The 21,500-nt window shown below is 66.6% G+C and carries 15 protein-coding genes; 10 read left to right on the forward strand and 5 right to left on the reverse strand.

What is annotated here, in order from left to right:
* Positions 1-1,126: 1,126 nt before the first annotated feature.
* Positions 1,127-2,788 (reverse strand): cyclopropane fatty acid synthase, encoded by a 1,662-nt coding sequence (locus AC6A67_RS16020; protein ID WP_498037557.1) that lies wholly within the window; start codon positions 2,786-2,788, stop codon positions 1,127-1,129.
* A 566-nt stretch (positions 2,789-3,354) separates the two neighbouring features.
* Here AC6A67_RS16020 and AC6A67_RS16025 point away from each other — a divergent pair.
* The 5 genes from AC6A67_RS16025 to AC6A67_RS16045 all read left to right on the forward strand — a co-directional run bounded on the left by AC6A67_RS16025 (position 3,355) and on the right by AC6A67_RS16045 (position 8,648).
* On the forward strand, positions 3,355-4,146 hold the full coding sequence (locus AC6A67_RS16025; RefSeq protein ID WP_498037558.1) for a thioesterase family protein: 792 nt from the start codon (positions 3,355-3,357) through the stop codon (positions 4,144-4,146).
* Between the two features lie 432 nt (positions 4,147-4,578).
* Positions 4,579-6,117, forward strand: coding sequence for an anthranilate synthase component I family protein (locus AC6A67_RS16030; RefSeq protein ID WP_498037559.1), 1,539 nt, complete (start codon positions 4,579-4,581; stop codon positions 6,115-6,117).
* Positions 6,108-6,734 carry an anthranilate synthase component II gene (locus AC6A67_RS16035; RefSeq protein WP_498037560.1) on the forward strand — a complete coding sequence of 209 codons (627 nt, stop codon included), beginning with the start codon at positions 6,108-6,110 and terminating at the stop codon, positions 6,732-6,734. Before AC6A67_RS16030 ends, AC6A67_RS16035 begins: the two co-directional genes overlap by 10 nt.
* The gene (locus tag AC6A67_RS16040) at positions 6,722-7,579 is read left to right on the forward strand and encodes an aminotransferase class IV (protein WP_498037561.1); all 858 of its coding nucleotides are present in this window, start codon (positions 6,722-6,724) and stop codon (positions 7,577-7,579) included. Before AC6A67_RS16035 ends, AC6A67_RS16040 begins: the two co-directional genes overlap by 13 nt.
* 160 nt (positions 7,580-7,739) lie before the next feature.
* Complete coding sequence (locus AC6A67_RS16045; protein WP_498037562.1) at positions 7,740-8,648, forward strand: DUF6065 family protein; 909 nt, start codon at positions 7,740-7,742, stop codon at positions 8,646-8,648.
* 164 nt (positions 8,649-8,812) lie between these two features.
* On the opposite strand, the gene AC6A67_RS16050 is transcribed toward AC6A67_RS16045, so the two are convergent.
* Positions 8,813-9,607: an SGNH/GDSL hydrolase family protein gene (locus AC6A67_RS16050; protein WP_498037563.1), complete on the reverse strand. Its 795-nt coding sequence runs from the start codon at positions 9,605-9,607 to the stop codon at positions 8,813-8,815.
* A 302-nt stretch (positions 9,608-9,909) separates the two neighbouring features.
* A complete protein-coding gene (locus AC6A67_RS16055) occupies positions 9,910-11,151 on the reverse strand; it encodes an OpgC family protein (protein WP_498037564.1) in 1,242 nt (413 codons plus the stop codon).
* Between the two features lie 102 nt (positions 11,152-11,253).
* Here AC6A67_RS16055 and AC6A67_RS16060 point away from each other — a divergent pair, with 102 nt between their 5' ends.
* From AC6A67_RS16060 to metH, 5 genes are all read left to right on the forward strand, one after another.
* Entirely contained in the window at positions 11,254-11,385 is a 132-nt protein-coding gene (locus AC6A67_RS16060) for a hypothetical protein (protein WP_498037565.1), read from the forward strand.
* Between the two features lie 353 nt (positions 11,386-11,738).
* Positions 11,739-12,629: a DMT family transporter gene (locus AC6A67_RS16065; protein ID WP_498037566.1), complete on the forward strand. Its 891-nt coding sequence runs from the start codon at positions 11,739-11,741 to the stop codon at positions 12,627-12,629.
* A gap of 1,009 nt (positions 12,630-13,638) precedes the next feature.
* Positions 13,639-14,646, forward strand: coding sequence for an ArsR/SmtB family transcription factor (locus tag AC6A67_RS16070; protein ID WP_498037578.1), 1,008 nt, complete (start codon positions 13,639-13,641; stop codon positions 14,644-14,646).
* Positions 14,643-15,545: a methylenetetrahydrofolate reductase [NAD(P)H] gene (gene metF, locus AC6A67_RS16075; RefSeq protein WP_498037567.1), complete on the forward strand. Its 903-nt coding sequence runs from the start codon at positions 14,643-14,645 to the stop codon at positions 15,543-15,545. Before AC6A67_RS16070 ends, metF begins: the two co-directional genes overlap by 4 nt.
* Positions 15,546-15,723: 178 nt before the next feature.
* The gene (gene metH / locus AC6A67_RS16080) at positions 15,724-19,494 is read left to right on the forward strand and encodes a methionine synthase (RefSeq protein WP_498037568.1); all 3,771 of its coding nucleotides are present in this window, start codon (positions 15,724-15,726) and stop codon (positions 19,492-19,494) included.
* A gap of 399 nt (positions 19,495-19,893) precedes the next feature.
* Here metH and AC6A67_RS16085 read toward each other — a convergent pair whose 3' ends face one another.
* Positions 19,894-20,628: a hypothetical protein gene (locus AC6A67_RS16085; protein WP_498037569.1), complete on the reverse strand. Its 735-nt coding sequence runs from the start codon at positions 20,626-20,628 to the stop codon at positions 19,894-19,896.
* Positions 20,629-21,166: 538 nt separating this feature from the next.
* On the reverse strand, positions 21,167-21,500 hold a 334-nt coding region (locus AC6A67_RS16090), incomplete at its 5' end, for a hypothetical protein (RefSeq protein ID WP_498037570.1).

Here is a 21,500-nt window from a genome sequence, read left to right on the forward strand (position 1 = left end):
CCACGCCACGCGACCCCACGCCACGAGCTTCCTCGCCACGACGCTTCACGCGGCTTCTCCCGGCGCCATACGGCGCCGCCCCATCGCCGTCATGCCCGTGCTCGTCACGGGCATCCACGTCTTCGCCCACGCCGGGCGCTGTCGTGGCGCGTGGGCGTAGCAAGGAAAGACGTGGATGGTCGGGTCAAGCCCGACCATGACGCGGAGAGGGGCGGGGCGCGGTTATGCGGGGCGTTGTGGTGCAGTGGCGCATTTTGGCCGCACGCCAAGCCACGCCATGCGGCCCCAAACCACGCCACGCGGCCAAGCCACGCCACGCGGCCCCACGTCACGAGCTTCCTCACCACGACGCTTCACGCGGCTTCTCCCGGCGCCGTACGGCGCTGCCCCCGCCGTCATGCCCGTGCTTGTCACGGGCATCCACGTCTTCGCTTACGCCGGGTGCTGTCGTGGCGCGTGGGGCGTAGCAAGGAACGACGTGGATGGTCGGGTCAAGCCCGACCATGACGCGGAGAGGGACAGGGCGCGGTCATGCGGGGCGTTGCGGTGCAATGGCGCATTTTGGCTGCACGCCAAGCCACGCCACGCGGCCCCACGCCACGAGCTTCCTCGCCACGACGCTTCACGCGGCTTCTCCCGGCGCCACACTGCGCTGCCCCATCGCCGTCATGCCCGTGCTTGTCACGGGCATCCACGTCTTCGCCTACGCCGGGCGCTGTCGTGGCGCGTGGGGCGTAGCAAGGAAAGACGTGGATGGTCGGGTCAAGCCCGACCATGACGCGGAGAGGTACAGGGCGCGGTCATACGGGGCGTTGCGGTGCAGTGGCGCATTTTGGCTGCACGCCAAGCCATGCCACGCGGCTCCAAACCACGCCACGCGGCCTCACGCCACGAGCTTCCTCGCCACGACGCTTCACGCGGCTTCTCCCGGCGCCACACGGCGCCGCCCCACCGCCGTCATGCCCGTGCTTGTCACGGGCATCCACGTCTTCGCCCACGCCGGGCGCTGTCGCGGCGCGTGGGGCGAAGCAAGCAAAGACGTGGATGGTCGGGCCGAGCCCGACCATGACGCACGGAACGGACAGGGCGCACAGAGCGGGCAGGGGCGGGCGACGCTGTGCGCCGTCTAGCCGGCGGCGACGGAGGAGGCGTCGGGCGCCGCCTTGCGTTGTTCGTCGGCGACCTGACGCCCGGCGACGTCGGTGACGTCGACGTCGTCGCGGGCGCCGTCACCGGAGGCGGCGTGGTTATCGTCGGCATGTGCCTCAGGCATGGCGCTTTCGGTGGCGACGACGGCGAGGCCGGCGCCAGACTCCGCAGCGCGGCCAGTCGAAGCAGCGCCGCTGGCCGAGGCAGCGCCGACGGACGCCGCTGCACTACTGGCCGCGACCGCGCCGTCGCCAGCCGTCGTGCGCCCGGCCGGGGCTGGCGATGGCGGCGCCGCGCTGGCTATAGGGTTTTCTGACGCCGTCGCGGCGACCGGCGTCGCGTCGGGCGCGGGGCTCGTCGCCGGCTGCGACAAGGGCTCCGGCTGCGGCAAGGGCGCCGGACGCGGTTTGGCGATGCCCTCGGGGAATAGCGGCAGCCGCTGTTCGGCCTCGAACATGTAGTCGCGGGTCAGCGGAACCGTTTCGACCTTCTTGGCGAACTGGATCTGGAACACCATGTGGCCACCGTAACGGAAGGTGACCTCGGAGCCCGCCAGATAGAATTCCCACATCCGGCAGAATTTCTCGTCATAGAGCGCGCGGATGCGGTCGCGGTTGTCATTGAACCGGGCCCGCCACAGCTTCAGCGTCTCCGCATAATGCAGGCGCAGTATCTCCACGTCGGTGACGATAAGGCCGGCCCGCTCGATCGCCGGCAATACTTCCGACAGCGCCGGGGAATAGCCGCCGGGAAAGATGTATTTCTGGATCCAGGCGTTGGTGGCGCCTGGGCCATCGGAGCGACCGATGGCGTGCAACACCCCCACGCCGTCATCGGTGAGCAGATCGCGCACCTTACGGAAGAAAGCGTCATAGTGGTTGATGCCGACGTGCTCGAACATGCCCACCGAGACGATGCGGTCGTAGCGGCCCTTTTCGTTGCGGTAGTCGCAATGGCGGAAATCGACCTGCGCGGCGAGGCCGCTCTCGGCGGCCCGCTCGCGCGCCACCAGCAATTGCTCATCGGACAGGGTGATGCCGCTGACCTTCACATCGGCGGCGCGGGCCAGATACAGCCCCAGCCCGCCCCAGCCACAACCAATGTCCAGTAACTTCTGCCCCGGCTGCAGCATCAGCTTGGCGGCGAGGTGGCGCTTCTTCTGCGCCTGGGCCAGTTCGATGCTGTCGTCAGGTTTGGCGAAGTAAGCGCAGGAATATTGCCGGTCCGGGTCGAGGAAATTGTCAAACAGCGCGGCGGACAGATCGTAATGGTGCGCCACCTGGCGGCGTGAGGCGCCCACCGGATTGAATTGCTGGGCGCGACGGATCAGCCGACGCCAGGTCTGGTTGAGCATCTCTGTCGGCGGGGTGCGGCCGCTGGCCCAGAGGTTTTTGGCGGCCAGCTCCAGCAAGTCGTAGATGTCGCCCTCGACCAGCTCCAGCTCGCCATCCATATAGGCTTCGCCCAGCAACAGGTCGGCGTTGAGCAACAGGGCGGGGCGCGACAGCTTTTCGCTGACGCGGATGCTGACCGGCGTGCCCTGGCCGTCGCCCCAGCGGGTCGACTTGCCGTCGGGGCCGATGACGGTCAGCGACCCTGACTTGATGAGCGACTTAAGCAGAAACGAAAGATAGTCCATGAGTCTGCTGCTCCCTGAACTGGGTCAGCGACGCCCTGCGTATGCCTTGCTGTTGTTGTGAGCGTCGCAGTCTGATGCACAGCCTAAGTCCGGCTGTCGCCGGGGGCAATCGGGTCGCGATTAATTTCGGGGCGGTCGGCCTCTGGCACACGCGGGCCGCCGCACGTCAATGCCACAAGGCGTGATGACTGTGGCGGCGCCTGCAGGGGCGCCGCCGTTACTGTCGCGACCGCGGGCGTCTTGTCATGCGCGTCGTGTATCTGCACAATAAGGGCTGATCGCTTGCCTGCACCGTGGCTGCGCCGACATGTTGGCGCGTTGGGTCGTTGCGCTACGTCAGGCGCCGTCGCGTGTCGGGGCGGCGCCTGCGCGGCGCCAGCACTTGTGCGGCGCGGCCTGCTGTGGGAAGCCGTCGGGCAAGGGCTGGCTTCTCCCGGGCGACATCGCCGGGGTCAGGGCGTCTGCGACGGCGCCAGTGCCTGTGCAGGCCGATCCGTTGGACAAGACAGGCGAACCCTGCGGCGCTGGTTGGGCGCCCGGGGCGACGCCGGGACAGGGCAGGGAATATGACGCCGTTTACGACGCTGATGGCCGGCATGCAGCCGGCTGGCGATGGGTTCAAGGTTTTTGTGAGCGACGACTGGCTGCAGGGGCGCACCACTTATGGCGGCCTGTCGGCCGCTCTGTGCGCCCAGGCGGCTGGCATGGCTTTTCCGGGCCTTGCGCCGCTGCGCTCGGCCCAGTTCAGCTTCATCGGACCAGCCAGCGGCGAGCTGACGGCGCGGCCAACCCTGTTGCGCCAGGGCAAATCCGCCGCCTGCATTGGCGTGGATCTGCTCAGCGCCGATGGCGGCGTCGCCACCCGCGCCATGCTGACCTATGGCGCGCCGCGCGATTCCCGCGTCAAATATCACGGCAAGCCGTTTCCCCGTGCGGCGTCGATCGACGATTCGCCGGACTTCTTCGGTGGCCGCGAGGGCCCGACCTTCTCGCAGCATTTTGAGTTGCGCACGGCCGGCGGTGTGATGCCCATGTCTGGCTCGTCCGAGCCGGAATATCTGATCTGGCTGCGCCATCGCGACGACAAGGCCGGTTCCTCAGACATCGCCTTGCTGGCGCTGGCCGATGCGCCGCCGCCCACCGCCATGGCGCTGCTGAAGGAGTTCGGCCCGATCAGCACCATGACCTGGATGGTCGATTTCACCGCCGACGCCCATCGCAACACCAGCGCATGGAGCCTCGTGCGCATGTATGCCGAGGACATTGGCGAGGGCTATTCCACCCAGGAGACCGCCGTGTGGTCGGAGGAGGGCAAGCTGCTAGCTCTGTCGCGCCAGACCATCGCCCTGTTCGTCTAAAGCGGTTTTCGATCAGACCGTATCGCTTGACCGATCAGAGCTTGCTCCCTGCATGGCGATGGGGAGCGTGGCCAGATCCAGAGCGATCGGAACATGCGCCAGCTTCGCCGGTGGGCGCAGGCAAGCCGCCGGGCGCCATGAATCCGGTCAGTTCGCTTGCGCCTGTGGCAGGGCGGCGGATTCCGTGCGGGAATGTTGATGGGCGCAATACCGCTATCCCGCAAAATCGGCTAAAGCGTCGCTGCCCGCCGCCACTTGGCTGCGGGTGGGCGCGAGGTCCCATCAGCCGGAGCAGCGATGGTGCGGTGTGCTCGTTATGGGCAGGCGGCAGGGTCTGATCCGGACGGAACGGAGCCTGGGCCAGGGGCGTGAAGCCTGGCGGCCTCGGTCCCGGTGGGGCCGTCGCCCGGCGCAGCTGAGGCGGATAGAGCGGTGTGGCGCTGCGAACTGCAAGCTGAGGCGACCGACGCAGACTGGCTGGCCCGCGCCGCCGGACGCCTCGCCGCGCGCGGCGTCAACGGCTTTGCGCTGCTCGACAGCGCCATGCGCGACGCGCCACCTGCAAACGACGCGCCACCTGCAAGCGACGCGCCATCCACGCGCCCGGGCGCATCCGACGCCGGGGCGGATGATCGGCGTTTCGCCACTGGGCGCTGGTCATTTCTGACGCTCGATCCGTTCGGCATGTTCTGCGTCCGCGCCGGGACCGCGTTCTGGAACGACGCCCCCGAGCGTGGGCCGCCGCTTGAGGCGCTGCGGGCGCGCCTCGCGCAATATCAGTTGCCGAAAGATCCCGCTGACCCCACGCCATTTCGCGGCGGCTGCATAGGCGTGATCGCTTATGATTTCGCCGCCTGTCTCGAACGGCTGGCGCCTGTCGCCACGCCCTCTGGCGTTGAGCAGATCACTCTGGGTTTTCATGATGTGGTGGCGGCGCTGGATCATGCCTCGGGCCGGCTGGTGATCTACGCGTCGGGCTTCCCCGAGCAGGGCGCCGCCGTTGCGGCGCGGGCTGCGGCGCGCGGCGCGCTGATGCGCGAGCTGTTGCTGGAGGCGCGTGGCGATGAGCTGGCTGCGTCAGGCGCTGGCGGCGCTGGCGGCGCTGCGCCGCTGCGCTTCAGCGCCAGCCACGACCGCGCCGCCTGGGTGGCGGCGGTGACCAGGGTGCAGGAATACATCCGCGCCGGCGATATCTTTCAGGCCAATATCGCCCGCAGGTTCAGCGCGCCGTTAGCGGATGGTTTCGCCGCCTTTGCGCTGTATCGCGCCCTGCGGGCGGAGAACCCGGCCCCCTTCGCCGCCTTTATGGACTTTGGCGCGGCGTGCGGCGGTTACGCCATCGCCTCCAGCTCGCCGGAGCGCTTCATCGCCCTGCGCGACGACCTGGCCGAGACCCGGCCGATCAAGGGCACCGCGCGCCGCGCCGACGACCCGGAGGCTGATGCGCGCGCGGCGGCGCAATTGCTGGCCTCGGACAAGGATCGGGCCGAGAATGTCATGATCGTCGATCTGCTGCGCAATGATCTGTCACGGGTCTGCGCGCCGCATGGCGTCACCGTCACGGCGCTGTGCGCTTTGGAAAGCTACGCCAATGTGCACCATCTGGTCTCGGTGGTGCAGGGACGGCTGGCGGCCGGACGCGACGCCATCGATCTGATCGCCGCCACTTTTCCTGGCGGCTCGATCACCGGCGCCCCGAAGATCCGCGCCATGGATATCATCAGCGAGATCGAGGGGCGTGGGCGCGGCGCCTATTGTGGGGCCATCGGCTATCTCGGCTTCGACGGCGACATCGATCTCAACATCGCCATCCGCACCATCGTCATCCACGAGGGTGAGGCCAGCTTCCACGCTGGCGGCGGCGTGACGCTGCTGTCTGACCCCGACGCCGAATTCGATGAGACCAACGCCAAGGCGGCGCGGCTGTTTTCGGCGGTCGACCGGCTGCAGCGGGGCGAGCCATGCTGCTGATCATCGACAATTACGACAGCTTCGTTTTCAACATCGCCCGCTATTGCGTCGAGCTGGGCGCGACGACCCGCATCGTGCGCAATGACGCCATCACCACCGGCGAGATCGCCGATCTCGCCCGCGACGGCGCGCTTGACGGGGTGATCCTGTCGCCGGGGCCGTGCGCGCCGCAGCAGGCCGGGGTGTCGCTACAGGTTGTGCGCGAGCTTGCTGGGGTGACGCCGCTGCTCGGCGTCTGCCTCGGCCACCAATGCATTGGCGCGGCGTTTGGCGGTGTGGTGACGCGGGCGCGCGAGCCGATGCATGGCCGCGCCAGCGCCATCAGCCATTGCGGCGCCGGGCTGTTCGCCGGCCTGCCGGCGGAGCTGCAAGTCGGGCGCTATCACTCGCTGGTGGTGCAGGAGACGCCGGAAATGGCCAGCGCCCTGCGTATCGACGCCCGCAGCCCGCGCGACGAGATCATGGCGCTGTCGCATGTCAGCCTGCCGGTCTATGGCGTGCAGTTCCATCCCGAATCCGTGCTGACCGCCCATGGTCATGCGCTGCTCGGCAATTTTCTGGCGCTGGCGGCGGCATGGCGCCACGCCGCGCAGGGAGGGGTCCCATGCTCTGGCTGAATGGCGAGGCTGTCACCGACGCCACGGCGCCTTTTGATCTCACGGATCGCGGCCTGCTGCTGGGCGATGGGGTGTTCGACACGGCGCTGGTGATCGATGGCGCGGTGGTCTGGCGCGACGCCCATCTCGCGCGCCTTCTGGAAGCATGCGCCGCCATTGGCCTTGCCCCGGATCTGCTGTGGCGGGGGCAGCGGCTTGACCAGCGGCTGGCCGCAGCCATGGAGCTGGCCAGCCGCGACATGGCGCTCGGATCCATCCGCGTGACGGTGACCCGGGGCGCGGGGCCGCGTGGCGTTGTGGCGCCGGCGCAGCCCGCGCCGACGGTGATGGCCTCGCGCGCGCCAATGCCGCAACCGGTGGCCTTCCAGCCGCTCAGCCTGTGGCTGTCGGCGGTGCGACGCAACGAGACCTCGGTGACGTCACGGGTCAAGAGCCTCGGCTATCTCGACGCCATTCTCGAAACCGGCAAGGCTCGCGCCGCAGGCTGCGATGAGACCCTGCTGCTCAACACGCGCGGCGCCGTGGCCTGCGCCGGGGTCGGCAATATCTTTGTGCTGCAGGGCGATCGCCTGCTGACGCCGCCTGTGGCGGACGGGGTGCTGGCCGGCGTCACCCGCGCGGCCATTGTCAATTGCGCCGCAGAAGCGGGGCTGACCGCCTCGGAGCAATCGCTGTCTCCAGCGGACGTGACGCACGCCGACGCCGTCTATGTCAGCAATTCGCTGCGCCTGCTGGCCCCGGTCACCCGCATCGGCGACGTGGCGCTGCGTCAGAACGCAGACGCCTTCGCGCGCCTGCGCGCCGCCCTGGTCGCCGACATGGCGGCGGCAGGTCATTTTTTCTGATCTATGCGGCGTGGGCAGTTTTTAGCATAATAGAACAAGTATTCGAATGAATTCTGACTTACGTATTGATGTAAAATACGTGGTCAGTTCGCCAATTTACGGTATCGTCATCTGGTCTTGTGGCGCGGTTGCGCTGCGTGTGTGCCTGGCTGGAGGGCGTATGACGAGCATTGGCACGGAAACTGCGGGCGGCGACCTCAAGGGCGCTGGCGCCAACGGCGTCGCCCCCGAAAATGGAGACTCCAAAAGCGCTGGGCGTCCTGACGCCGCAACCCCAGCCGAGGGGCATGCGCCAACGGAGCTCACGGGCTATGTGCTCGCCGGGCATCAGGTGCAGATTCGTCCGGCGCCGCTGGAGCGGCCGTGGATGGAGGCGACGCCGCAGCGCTACGCCTATCGCTGCCTGCCGCTCAACATCGCCAATTGTCATGGCTGGGAGATGCTGTGCGCCACCACCTTCAGCGCCATCTGGGATGGCGGCGCGGCGATCGGTTCGATCACCGTCGACAGCAACGGTGGGGAAGGCGTGGCGATCAGCCATTTCGGCTCGGGCGTGCTGACCTTTCACGTGCCGGCGCTGTTTCGCACCGACCCGGGGTACGACCTGATGGTGAGCGGGCCGGTCAACCGCCCCAAGGATGGCATTGCGCCGCTCACCGGCGTGATCGAGACCGACTGGGCGCCGTACACCTTCACCATGAACTGGCTGTTCACCCGCCCGCACCATCGCGTCACCTTCGAGGCAGGCGAGCCGATGTGTCATTTCTTCCCGGTGCGCCGGGACGCGCTCGACAATGTTTCGCCGAGGCTCGTGTCGATCACCGATGATGACGAGCTACACGCCGCCTACCAGCGCTGGGCCGCAGGGCGCGACGCGTTCAATCGCGGCCTGCACGGCGGCGCGCCCGACGTCGTCCAGCAGGGCTGGCAGAAGGCATATTTTCGCGGCCTCATGCCAGATGGCGCGGCGGGCGCCGCCGACCACCGCAACAAGCTGCGGCTGCGACCGTTCCGCGATGACGTGGCCGACAGCCATCCGACGCTGCGCGTCGATACTGGCGAAGGCTGACGCCAGTACCCGATGAGCATGACAAATCGGGCTCTGGTTAAGCCCGTGCGGCGCCTGAGCATTTCAGGATGCGGATGCGTCAGCATCTTCGCATCCTGGTATGACGCCAGAATCCTCTTTGGCAGACGCGCCCGGCGCCGGTCCAGCCTGAGCGGCGTCGCGTCCTACATGGCGCTGACGCTGGCGTGGTCCTGCCAGGAGGCGCGGACGATCTCGTCGGCCAGCACCCGCGCCATGCAGGCGTAGCCGCGATCGCTCATGTGGAACTGGTCCGTCGACAGCATCGACTTCAGGGTGTCGGCGGACGTCTCGCCCCATTGCTGCATCAGCGCGTAGCGATTGAACACGCAGGCCCGCTTGCGCAGCCCGGCTTCCTCGACCATGCGGACGAATTTCTCATAGCGCGATTTGTGGCGGATCGACGGGAAGAACTGCTGGTTCATCAGGATCAGATCAGCCCGCGCGCCGTCGACCGCCATGATGCCACGATCGAGCAGGGTGCGGAACGTCTCTTCGCCCACATCGGACAGCGCGTCATTGGTGCCGACCTGCCAGATCACCAGATCCGGGTCATGCGCCTTCAGCTCCCGCTCCAGCCGGGCGAGGGTCTGCACGGCGGTCTCGCCGCCGACGCCTGAAACGTGCATCTCCACCCTGGCGTGCGGCAGCAGCCGCTCCATCTCCCGCTCCAGCTGCACGGGATAGGTGCGGTCGGGGGCGGTGGCGCCGACGCCCTCGGTGGTCGAAGAGCCAATGGCCAAAATACGCAGCGGCAGGCCTTCGGCGAGGCGCTGGCCGGTGTGACGCAAATTGCCGGTGACGGCGAGCGCCGGGCGGGCCGAGACGCAATCGGGGGCGGCGAGGCGCGCCTTCTGCAGCGCCGGACGGTCGAGCATTGGCCGCTCGGAGGCGGGCGCGCCGGCGACGCCGGTTGTCTTATCGGCGGCGGGGCGCGCCATAGATCCAGTTTCCGCTCCGGCGTGCCCATTGGAGGGCGCAGCCGCAGCGCCTGATGCGGAGGCTGGCTCTCCGGGGAGCCTCGGGGTCGCGGCCGGGAGAGGCGCCGGCTGGCGCGGATCTTTGGGCTGGTCGCCAGTCATGGCTGCAGGTCTCCTGTCCAGTTCACGCGGCTGCAGCAGCAGCGCAGCGTGAGGGCTCGCGACCGCAGCGCCAGGGGCGTGGGACGGTCGTGGCCCGCTGCTGTCCTGCGCCAGGGCGACGACCGACGACGTGGCTAGCGCCATCGCCGCGATGACGCAGCTCAGGCGTTGACGCCATCCTGCGATGAGGCCGCATGCGTGGGGGCGGCGCCGGCGCTGCTGGCCTGGCGGCGGGAGGAGGCGGAGAACCATTCAAGACAACTTGCGAAGGTCACGAGGCCGACGATGCCTGCGACGACATAGACGACCCCCACAATGGGCGAACCATTGCTCACTGCAAGCAGAATCTGGCCGCCGGCGCTTAGCAGCGAACCTGCTGCGAACACAGCAAGACCGTGGCGGCCCATCAAGGTCAGCTTGTCGGCGCCTGGCAGGCGCAGCAGGGCCTCGCCGACCCGCATCTGCGACAGCACATAGGCGAGGGCGAGGAAGTGGGTGAGACGGCCAAGGCCAAGGTCCGTCTTGCTCAGGTCAAACACGCCGCGGCCAGCGTCATACAGGCCAGGGGCGAGGCCAAAACCATTGGTGACGGTGACGACGCCGACCAGCACCCAGGCCAGGGCCAGCGCAAACAGCGGTCGGGAGAAGGGCAGCTTGCGGCCGCGCCAGACGACGCCGCAAACGATGCCGATGGTGAACAGCAGCTGCCAGCCAAGCGGATCAAAGAACCAGCGGCCTTCGATCGGCCAGGTCGGCAGGCCGAAGTCGGTGAGGCGCGACCACGCATAGATGGCGCAGGAGATGGCCAGGGCCAGCAACGGCCGCACCCACGCCAGCATCAGCAGCGGCACGGCGATCAGCATCAATAGAATATACAGCGGCAGAATGTTGAAATAGCCGAGCTGGTGACTGAGCAGCAACAGGCCGGCCAGCGCCCGGCCAGGCTCCATGAAGCTGATGTCGCGACCGTGGCCGGTGGCCAGTTCGGTGATGCCGGTGGCCAGAAAGGCCTGGCCAAACATCACCAGCGCCGCCAGCGTCAGCAGCAGATGCACGCCATACAATTTGCCGGCGCGTTTGACGCAGCGGCGCGCCGTGCCGAACCAGTCGCCGGCGTTGAGCTTGGGGAAATAGGCGAGGGCGACAGCGAGGCCTGAGACAAACACGAAGGCTTCCGCCGAATCGGAGAAGCCGAAATTCTTCATGGTCAGGTGCTCGAGCAGATTGCCCGGCACGTGATTGATGAAGATCACCACCAGCACGAGGCCGCGCCACATGTCGATGGTGTCGATGCGCCCGCCGCCTGGCCGTTGCGCGCCCGGGCCTGTCGGCGCCGCGGGCGCTTTTTGCGCTTTTGGCCCCACGGGCAATTTGGGCGCTACAGGCATGATGCCGTCGCTCATCCCGGCGTTCCTCTTCCTGATTGCGGGCGACGCATGAGGACCACGTCTTCCCGTACGCTACACGTCCCGGACAGGCTCTTCAGGGGAGAACCTGGCGGCGCCATGGCGACGCCTGATCCAATTTTGGGCAGGCGCCTGATTGTTGAACTGCGTCAGCTTTGCTTTGGTTCAGTGGTTCTGGACGCCATTTGGGACGCAATAATGACCTTAGGGCAGCTGAAAATCGGTCTGTGACGATGAGAGCTGTGCCCCGCGCATAACGTCTACGTCGCCTAATGCAAATTTGGCATGGCGACGCGCTGCCCCATTGCAGCGGCGGGCGGGCAGGGCTAGAGACCAGGCGACTGATTTGGGCTTTTGCGCAACGACCGGGCCGGGACACGCGTGACAGCCGGTGTTTTCATTAAACCACCCATGTTTTCGGCGGCAGATCCGGATGGGCCTTGTCTGTGGCGCGCCTGCGTAGCGCGCCTCCTGGCGCGGCGCTGCGGCCCTGGCGTCCTTCCCTGTTCCACAGCAACTGACGACGCCGACAGCTGTGGGCGTCGTTGCGGCGTATCGGGGCGCGTGTCGCCTAGGCCAGACTCATGAGCATCCGCGACTTTTTCATCCTGTTCATGATTTGCGTGGCGTGGGCGTTCAGCACCGTGCTGAGCAAGGTGGTGATCTCCGACCTCAACGCGCCGCCGCTGCTTTACGCCGCCGCGCGCTTCACCATCGTGGCGTTGGTCTGCCTGCCGTGGCTGCTGCCGCTGCCCAAACCACTGTGGCGCATCATCATCGTCGGGCTGTGCATGGGCGCTGGCAGCTTCGCCCTGGTGTTCATCGGCCTGCAGACGGCGACGCCGTCAGCCACAGCGATCGTCAGCCAGCTTGGCGTGCCGATCACCACGGTGCTGTCGGTGATCGTTCTCGGCGAGGTCATCGGCTGGCGCCGCCGCCTCGGCATTCTGCTCGCCTTCTCGGGCACCATGCTGGTGATGTGGGACCCGCAGGGCGTCAGCGCTTCGCTGGGCCTCGCCTATGTGGCCGCCTCCGCCGTCTGCGCCTCGGTCGGCGCCATCATGATGAAGCAGATGTCGAAGGTGCAGCCGCTGCAATTCCAGGCCTGGGTCGGCCTGGTCAGCGCCTTGCCGCTGATCCTCGGCTCGGCGCTGTTCGAGGACAATGTGCTGGAGCGCGCCATGGGCGGCGGCTGGACGCTGCTGTTCGCCGTGCTGTTCGCGGCCCTGGTGGTCTCGGTCTGCGCCCACACCAGCTATTACGGCCTGATCAAGAAATATGAGGCGAACATGATCGCCCCGCTGACGCTGATGTGCCCACTGGTCACCATCGCGCTCGGCATGGCCATGACCGGCGACCGCCTGACCATCAGCACCGTGATCGGCTCGGCCGTGGCGCTCGGCGGCGTGCTGCTGATCGCCATCCGCCGCAACAGCAAATTGCCGATTTCCCGCACGGCGGTGAGCACGCGGTAAGGCCTCGCGCCGCGGGGGCGTCACGGTCGCTCCCCGTCGCCACCGGCATGCGTGCGAACGCCGCCCGCCGTCATGCGTGCCCACGTCACCACCGGCATGCCCCCCCCCCCGCGTCACCACCGTCATGCGTGCGAACATCTCCCAACGTCATGCCCGCGCTTGTCGCGGGTATCCACGAGACCGGCGGATAACGTACGCCAGCGAATATTGCCGGGGTGATGGCGCCCGCCGCTGAAGACGTGGATGCCCGCGACAACCGCGGGCATGACGGCGGTGGATTGGGCGGTTGGGGCGACTGCTGGATGACGGTGGTGAGGGCCGATTGCCGCCTCCGCCATCTCCAGCGGCGTACGCCTGGTTGCGCCATCGCTCGTTCGTCCCCATGCCCGCCGTCATCCGCTCCCGTTGCGCTCACCGCCATGCTTTCCCGCGTCACCCGCCGTCATGCCCGCGCTTGTCGCGGGTATCCACGAGACCGGCTGATAACGCGCGCCGGCGATCGTCGCCTAGGCGACTGTGCACGCCGCTGAAGACGTGGATGCCCGCGACAAGCGCGGGCATGACGGCGGTGGGTTGGGCTGTCGGCGGTGTCTGTTGGATGACGGTGGCGCAGGCCGATTGCAGCCTTCGCCATCTTCAGCGGCGTGCGCCTGGTTGCGCCATCGCTCGTTCTTCCCCATGCCTGCCGCAAGCCGCCGCAAGCCGCCGCAAGCCGCCGCAAGCCGCCGCAAGCCGCCGCAAGTCGACTGAAGTCGCCGCAGCGCCCGGAAGCTCTATGCTGGAAACACGCGACCAGCGATGTACCTGGCGCCTCCCTGACCTAACGACCCTGCCAGCCCCGTTCCCTGTTACGCCCGAGACCAAACCGACAATCCGCTTGACGATATAAACATATCTTTATATCTACTTCCGCACCCCGCTTCGGCGCATGCCGCTGGCTGACGTTTCAGCGCGCAAGGGGCATGGGAGTACGGGCGTGGCCCCATCAGAGGCGATTTCGTTTGAGGTGATGCTCGGGGCGCTCAAGGCGGCGGCCGAGGAGACGCGTCTGCGCATCCTCTATCTGCTGGCCAGGGGCGAGTTCAGCGTGTCCGATCTCACTGATATTCTAGGCCAGTCACAGCCGCGCATCTCGCGGCATCTGCGCCTGCTGTGCGAGGCGGGGCTGGTGGAGCGGCGCCGGGAGGGCGCCTGGGCGTTCTTCCGTCTGACGCCTGACGCGGGTTTCCCGGCGCCCTTGCGCAGTCTGATCGCCGCGCTGCCGCAGGACGATGTGCTGCTGGCCCGCGATCTGCACCGCCTCGCCCAGGTGCGCGAGGAGCGGTCGCGCGCCGCCAACGCCTGGTTCGCCAGACTTGCGCCCGAATGGGACCGGCTGCGGTCGCTACACGCCCCGGAGGCTGCCGTCGAACAGGCTATCCGGGCGCTGCTCGGCGAGCGGCCCGTGCGGGCCCTGCTCGATCTGGGCGCTGGCACTGGCCGCATGTTGCAATTGTTCGCCGCACAGGCTCAGCGGCTGGTCGGCGTCGACGCCAGCCCGGCGATGCTGCAGGTGGCCCGCGCCAATCTGGAGGCGGCGGGGATCAGCCACGCCGAACTGCGGCAGGGCGATATCAACGCCCTCGATGTCGAGCACAACGCCTTCGACCTGGTGGTGGTGCATCAGGTGCTGCACTTCCTCGATGATCCGGGGCGGGCGCTGCGCGAGGCGGCGGCGACGCTGGCCCCTGGCGGGCGGCTGCTGGTGGTGGATTTCGCCACCCATGATCATGAGTTTCTGCGCAGCGGGCACCAGCACCGCCGCCTTGGTTTCGATGACGCCCAGATGGCGGCGTGGTTCGCCGCCGCCGGGCTCGAGCCTGCATCGGTGGTGCGCCTGCCCACCAGCGCGGCTGAAAATGACGCGCAGGCGGACGCTGGCGTGGCGGAGGGCCTCACCGTGGTGCTCTGGCTGGCCCGCGATCCGCGCGTGATGACGGACTGGTCGCCTCACGGCCAGAATTCAGAGGTTGCATGATGGTTGCTCACGCTTTTCGTCCGAGCCGGGACAGCGCCCGCGTTCCGCGCGCGTCGTTCGAGTTCTTCCCGCCGAAGACCGCGGCGATGGAAGAGCAGCTGTGGAGCGCCATTCGTCGGCTGGAGCCGATGCAGCCGCACTTTGTCTCCGTCACCTATGGCGCGGGCGGCTCGACCCGCGAGCGCACGCACGCCACGGTCAAGCGCCTCGTTGATGAGACCAGCCTGACGCCCGCCGCCCATCTCACCTGCGTCGCCGCCAGCCGCGATGAGGTTGATGACGTCATTCGCGGCTATCACGACGCGGGCGTGCGCCACATCGTGGCGCTGCGCGGCGATCCGGTGGAGGGCCCTGGCCACGCCTTCAGCGCCCATCCCGAGGGCTATCAGTCGTCCGCCGATTTGGTGGCCGGCATCCGCGCCATCGGCGATTTTGAGGTCTCGGTGTCAGCCTATCCGGAAAAGCATCCGGAGAGCGCTGATCTCGACACGGATCTCGACATGCTCAAGCGCAAGATCGACGCTGGTGCCACCCGGGCCATCACCCAGTTCTTTTTCGACAATGACGTGTATTTCCGCTTCCTCGACCGGGCGCGGGCGCGCGGCATTGAAATCCCGATCGTGCCAGGCCTGCTGCCGGTGCAGAACTTCGCCCAGGCGGCGAATTTCGCCGCCCGCACCGGGGCCAGCGTGCCGGCATGGCTGGCCAATCGCTTCGAGGGGCTGGACAATGACCCGGAGACCCGCCGCCTGATCGCCTCGGCGGTGGTCAGCGAGCAGGCCTTTGACCTGATTGATCGCGGCGTGGAGGATATCCACTTTTACACCATGAACCGCGCTGATCTGGTCTACGCCGTGTGCCATCTGCTCGGGCTGCGCCCGGCGGCGTCCCCGGCCTGAGCCAGTCGCCGCCCGGCGCGCCAGCCCACGGGCGCCGCCAGATTATGCATCACCTGGTTGCCGCCCGCCGTCAGCGGCGCTAACCGGAACCCGTACTGGCCGCGCGCAACGCCGCGCGCAGCCGTCAACGATCCAGACCGGCGCGGTCGCCCGACTGACCGTGCGCGCGGAACAGGCCATGACCCAGACCAGCACCTCCACCGTCACCTTCCAGGCTCCGGCCAATCATGCCGATGGCGCGGCGGTGCGCGCAGCGCTTTCGGCGGCGGCGCGCGAGCGCATCCTGGTGCTGGACGGCGCCATGGGCACCATGATCCAGGGCCGCAAGTTCACGGAAGCGGATTTCCGCGCCGAACGGTTCCGCGATCATGGACGTGACCTGCGCGGCAACAATGATCTGCTGATCCTGACCCAGCCCGACGCCATTCGCGAGATCCATCTCGAATATTTCATGGCTGGCGCCGACATCGTCGAGACCAACACCTTCTCCGGCACCTCGATCGCCCAGGCCGATTATGGCCTTGAAGCGATCGTCTATGAGCTGAACTATGAGGGGGCGCGCCTCGCCGTGGAGGCGGCGCTGGAGGCGGAGCGTCGCGACGGCCGCAAGCGCTTTGTCGCCGGCGCCGTGGGGCCCACCAACCGCACCCTGTCGATCTCGCCCGACGTCAACAATCCCGGCTACCGCGCCGTGAGCTTCGACGAGGTGCGTGACGCTTACGCCGAGCAGATTCGTGGCCTCGTCGACGGCGGCTCGCATATCATTCTGATCGAAACGATCTTCGACACGCTGAACGCCAAGGCGGCGGTGGTGGCGGCGGAGCAGGTGTTCGCCGAGAAGGGCGTGCGCCTGCCGGTGATGATCTCCGGCACCATCACCGATCTGTCGGGTCGCACCCTGTCGGGCCAGACGCCTGAGGCGTTCTGGAACTCGCTGCGCCACGCCAGGCCGTTCAGCATCGGCCTCAACTGCGCCCTTGGCGCCCGCGAGATGCGCGGCCACATCCAGGAGCTGTCGCGCGTCGCTGACACCTTCGTCTGCGCTTATCCCAACGCCGGCCTGCCCAATGAATTCGGCATGTATGACGAGAGCCCGGAGGCCATGGCGGCGCTGGTCGGCGAATTCGCCGCGTCCGGCCTCGTCAATGTGGTCGGCGGCTGCTGCGGCACCACGCCGGCGCATATCGCCGCCATCGCCAGGGCTGTGGCCGGCAAGACCCCGCGCGCCGTGCCGGAGATTGCGCCGCGTCTGCGCCTGTCGGGGCTCGAGCCGTTCACGCTCACCGAAGACATTCCGTTCGTCAACGTCGGCGAGCGCACCAACGTCACCGGCTCGGCCAAATTCCGCAAGTTGATCACCGCTGGCGACTATGCCGCTGCGCTCGATGTGGCGCGTGACCAGGTGGCCAATGGCGCCCAGATCATCGACGTCAACATGGATGAGGGCCTGCTCGATTCAAAGCAGGCGATGACCGACTTCCTCAATCTCGTCGCCGCCGAGCCCGATATCGCCCGCGTGCCGGTGATGGTGGATTCCTCCAAGTTCGAGGTGATCGAGGCTGGCCTCAAGTGTCTGCAGGGCAAGGGCATCGTCAATTCGATCTCGCTGAAAGAAGGCGAGGAGAAGTTCGTGGCCGAGGCGCGCATCGTGCGCGCCTATGGCGCCGCCGTGGTGGTGATGGCCTTTGACGAGCAGGGCCAGGCCGACACCGCCGCCCGCAAGATTGAGATCACCGCCCGCGCCTACAAAATCCTCACCGAACAGGTCGGCTTCCCGCCGGAAGACATCATCTTCGACCCCAATATCTTCGCTGTGGCGACGGGCATCGAGGAGCACAATAATTACGGCGTTGACTTCATCGACGCCGTCCGCGCCATCCGCCAGAACCTGCCGCACGCCCACGTCTCGGGCGGCGTGTCGAACCTGTCGTTCTCGTTCCGTGGCAATGAGCCGGTGCGTGAGGCGATGCACGCCGTGTTCCTGCTGCACGCCATCCGCGCCGGCATGGACATGGGCATCGTCAACGCTGGCCAGCTGGCGGTCTATGACGAGATCGACGCGGATCTGCGCGAGGCCTGCGAGGATGTGGTGCTCAACCGCCGTCCCGACGCCACTGAGCGGCTGATGGATGTGGCGGAGAAGTTCCGCGGCGGCGCCGGTCGCCAGGCCCGCGAGGCCGACCTCACCTGGCGCACCTGGCCGGTGGCGAAGCGGCTGGAGCACGCCCTGGTCAACGGCATCACCGAATATATCGACGCCGACACCGAAGAAGCGCGCCTCGCATCGGCCCGGCCGCTAGACGTGATTGAAGGCCCGCTGATGGCGGGCATGGGCGTGGTCGGCGATCTGTTCGGCGCCGGCAAGATGTTCCTGCCTCAGGTGGTGAAATCGGCCCGGGTGATGAAGCAGGCGGTGGCCTGGCTGATGCCGTTCATGGAGGCGGATAAGGCCGGCGGCGGTCGCGCCTCAGCCGGCAAGGTGCTGATGGCGACGGTGAAGGGCGATGTTCATGACATCGGCAAGAACATCGTCGGCGTGGTGCTGGCCTGCAACAATTATGAGGTGATCGACCTCGGCGTCATGGTGCCTGCGGCGAAAATCCTCGACGTGGCCCGCAAGGAGCAGGTTGACGTCATCGGCCTGTCTGGCCTGATCACGCCGTCGCTCGACGAGATGGTGCATGTGGCCGCCGAGATGGAGCGCGAGGGTTTCGATATCCCGCTGCTGATTGGCGGCGCCACCACCAGCCGCGTGCACACGGCGGTGAAGATCCACCCCAATTACCAGCGCAACCAGGCCGTCTATGTCACCGACGCCAGCCGCGCCGTCGGCGTGGTGTCGAGCTTGCTGTCGGACATGCAGGCCAGCGATTACATCGCCAGCGTCCGCGCCGAATACCAGAAGGTGGCCGAGAGCCATGCCCGCGCCGAGGCCGAGAAGCAGCGGCTGCCGCTGGCCAGGGCGCGCGACAACGCCATGAAGATCGACTGGAGCGGCTATGCGCCGGTGAAGCCAGCCTTTCTCGGCGAGCGGGTGTTCTCGACCTATGACGTGGCCGAGCTGGTTCCCTATATCGACTGGACGCCGTTCTTCCAGACCTGGGAGCTCAAGGGCCGCTATCCGGCGATCCTCGATGACGCCAAACAGGGCGAGGCCGCCCGCCAGCTGTTCGACGACGCCCAGGCGATGCTGAAGCGCATCGTCGATGGCCGCTGGTTCACGCCCAAGGCGGTGATCGGCTTCTGGCCCGCCAACGCCGTGGGCGACGATATCCGGCTATATAGCGGTGAGAGCCGCAATGAGGCGCTGGCGACCTTCTTCACCCTGCGTCAACAGCTCAGCAAGCGCGATGGCCGCCCCAATCTGGCGCTGAGCGATTTCGTCGCGCCAGAAGGGTCGGGCAAGGGCGATTACATCGGCGGCTTCGTGGTGACGGCGGGGGCGGAGGAAGACCGTATCGCCAAACGCTTTGAGGGCGCCAACGACGATTACGCCTCGATCATGGTCAAGGCGCTGGCCGACCGCATCGCCGAAGCCTTCGCCGAACGCATGCATGAGCGCGTGCGCAAGGAGTTCTGGGGCTACGCCCAGGATGAGGCGCTCGGCAATGATGAGCTGATCCAGGAGAAATACGCCGGCATCCGCCCGGCTCCCGGCTACCCGGCCCAGCCCGACCACACCGAGAAGGCGACGCTGTTCAATCTGCTGCAGGCGGAGAAGCGCATCGGCGTCAGCCTCACCGAGAGCTACGCCATGTGGCCCGGCGCCTCGGTCTCCGGCCTCTACATCGCCCACCCGGAGAGCTATTATTTCGGCGTCGCCAAGGTCGAACGCGACCAGGTCGAAGACTACTCCCGCCGCAAGGGCATGGAGATCACCGACGTCGAACGCTGGCTGTCGCCGATCCTGAACTACGACCCGGCGGCCTACAGGACGGCCGCTGCGTGAGGGGGCGTCAGTCGTGAGGCGTTGACGGGCAGGTAAGCGCGGGCGCTCGCCCCGCTGTGCCTGTGCCTGTGCCTGTGCTCTGGCGCGGCGACAGGCAGTGCAAGACCCCGCAGCAGCGGCTGCACGCTCTCCTGAGCAACGCGCTGCACTTCAAACGGCAGCCACATTGATTGCGGTGAATAATCAGCGCGCGGCGCTCATGCGCTCACACCGGGACGCAGATGCCGACTCATGCGCGCCCTGACATGCGTCGCCACCACACGGGCGGGACACAGGCGCCATGCGTGGAACGCACGGCGCTTTGGCTTGAAACGACAGAGCGGCGGCGGTGGCGCCGACGACGTCAAGCGCACGGGCTCACACAAGCCCGTCGCATGCCAGCCGCCGCTTCCGTGTTCATCACCCCCTGACGAACATGACAACTACAGTATTTGAGGCCCCATCAGCCGTTATCGTCGCAGATGTGCGAATTTGTGTACCGGAATTGTTCGTGACACAGATGAGAAGCGCCAACGAATTCGTTACACTGCTGTAAGAAAACCACGAACTGTCCCCTGCGAGCGATGATGTTCCGGAACCGATGGTGCCGCTTCGACTCACAAATGTTGATGGGTCTCCGGGGCGGACCGTAAAGGACGATGGTGCGTATGGCACGCCGTTTCTGTAAGCAACCCAATAAACGGCCTGGTAATGTCTCCCATCTGAATATGGTTGCGGGCCAGTCTGGATGACATTGGTAAATGTCGTCGTAGAAGGCGGCGGAGGCGGCGGCGGCACGGGTGGCGTCACTGGTGGCGTCACTGGCGGCGACGGCTGCTGGTCTTGCCGGGTCACAAGCGTTGCGTCCGAAGGCCAGGATATGTTGTGCTGCAGGTCGGTGATTTCATAGCACAGCACGTTCGCGCCGGTTTTGTAGTCGGCCTGCTGCGTCACCGCGATGACAGCCGCCTCGGCGTTTTCTCGGTACACCCTATACCGGGGCGCGCCTTGCATATTCCCATCGTTCAGGAAGATGTCGATTTGATCGCCCACCGAACTATCCTCGTTGACAGGGATCAGCACGGAGAGGGTGGCGTTTGGAACATACTGAAATGTGTTATTAGTAATTCCGAGTGGTATCGGTGCAGCTAACATAATTAGGTTCCATATTAATAGCGAATTTCATTGAATAAGCGTCTTCACACATGGCGCGGCGCTGGGCGGCGTATCGAGCCAGACGGTGGTGGGTCGCTGGCCGCGCGGGCGGCTTTCTGCGTTTGCGTCATGGTCAGTCGACGCACCCTCGTTCACCAATGGGATGGCGGCTGCCCGTTGCCTGTGGGCGCCAGGCTATGCGTCACTCCAGAAGGTGAGGCGCTGCCGCCTCACGTAAGGGGCTCGAAGCCTTGGCCTCCATCGGCCCTCGGTCAGTCCGCCGTGCGGAGAGGAAGTGGCGGGCGCCTGGCGCCGGAAATGACCGGCCCGCAGCCCCGGAGCGGGCGGTCGCCGTTTTGTCCGGGTAATTGAGGCTGCTTGCATCTGGTCTGTCCGGCGCCGACCAGACGCTCTTGTATTGCGAGCGGCCGGATTGCGACGGCGTCGTCACGAAACCCGGCCCCTTGCTGCCGAAAGCGCGTTACTTGTCTACGTCTGGCGCCCGATCCTGCACGAGCGATACATGACGTGTCTTCGCTTATGCCCCGACCACGTGCGAGAATGGTTTGCTCGTCGCCCCAGCGACAAATACGTCGATGGTCACGGTGGCGCCGGTGCTAGAAAAAGACAATTGGAAATCGTCATACGGATTGTTGGTTACGATGAGTTTAAGGTAGTTTCCATTATTTATCGTGTATGCAGGCACCGTGTTTCCAAATCGGACGCCTGATCCGGGTAGGGTGGCGACGAGGTCAGCAGTCAAGTATTTCGTAGATGTGAGTGATCCATCCGGTAATACCTCCATAATTGCGTAGTTATAGACTATGTTATTGATTTTTCTGCTTATGATCGCCGTGTATACCTTGACGCTT

The organism is Camelimonas sp. FR25 (genome assembly GCF_059740505.1).

Coding starts and splice junctions, on each gene's coding strand:
- AC6A67_RS16060 (WP_498037565.1), top strand. CDS start 11,254: ATGGCGACGCCTGATCCAATTTTGGGCAGGCGCCTGATTGTTGAACTG.
- AC6A67_RS16035 (WP_498037560.1), top strand. CDS start 6,108: ATGCTGCTGATCATCGACAATTACGACAGCTTCGTTTTCAACATCGCC.
- AC6A67_RS16070 (WP_498037578.1), top strand. CDS start 13,639: ATGCTCGGGGCGCTCAAGGCGGCGGCCGAGGAGACGCGTCTGCGCATC.
- AC6A67_RS16020 (WP_498037557.1), bottom strand. CDS start 2,788: ATGGACTATCTTTCGTTTCTGCTTAAGTCGCTCATCAAGTCAGGGTCG.
- AC6A67_RS16045 (WP_498037562.1), top strand. CDS start 7,740: ATGACGAGCATTGGCACGGAAACTGCGGGCGGCGACCTCAAGGGCGCT.
- AC6A67_RS16025 (WP_498037558.1), top strand. CDS start 3,355: ATGACGCCGTTTACGACGCTGATGGCCGGCATGCAGCCGGCTGGCGAT.
- metF (WP_498037567.1), top strand. CDS start 14,643: ATGATGGTTGCTCACGCTTTTCGTCCGAGCCGGGACAGCGCCCGCGTT.
- AC6A67_RS16065 (WP_498037566.1), top strand. CDS start 11,739: ATGAGCATCCGCGACTTTTTCATCCTGTTCATGATTTGCGTGGCGTGG.
- metH (WP_498037568.1), top strand. CDS start 15,724: ATGACCCAGACCAGCACCTCCACCGTCACCTTCCAGGCTCCGGCCAAT.
- AC6A67_RS16050 (WP_498037563.1), bottom strand. CDS start 9,607: ATGGCGCGCCCCGCCGCCGATAAGACAACCGGCGTCGCCGGCGCGCCC.
- AC6A67_RS16085 (WP_498037569.1), bottom strand. CDS start 20,628: ATGTTAGCTGCACCGATACCACTCGGAATTACTAATAACACATTTCAG.
- AC6A67_RS16055 (WP_498037564.1), bottom strand. CDS start 11,151: ATGAGCGACGGCATCATGCCTGTAGCGCCCAAATTGCCCGTGGGGCCA.
- AC6A67_RS16040 (WP_498037561.1), top strand. CDS start 6,722: ATGCTCTGGCTGAATGGCGAGGCTGTCACCGACGCCACGGCGCCTTTT.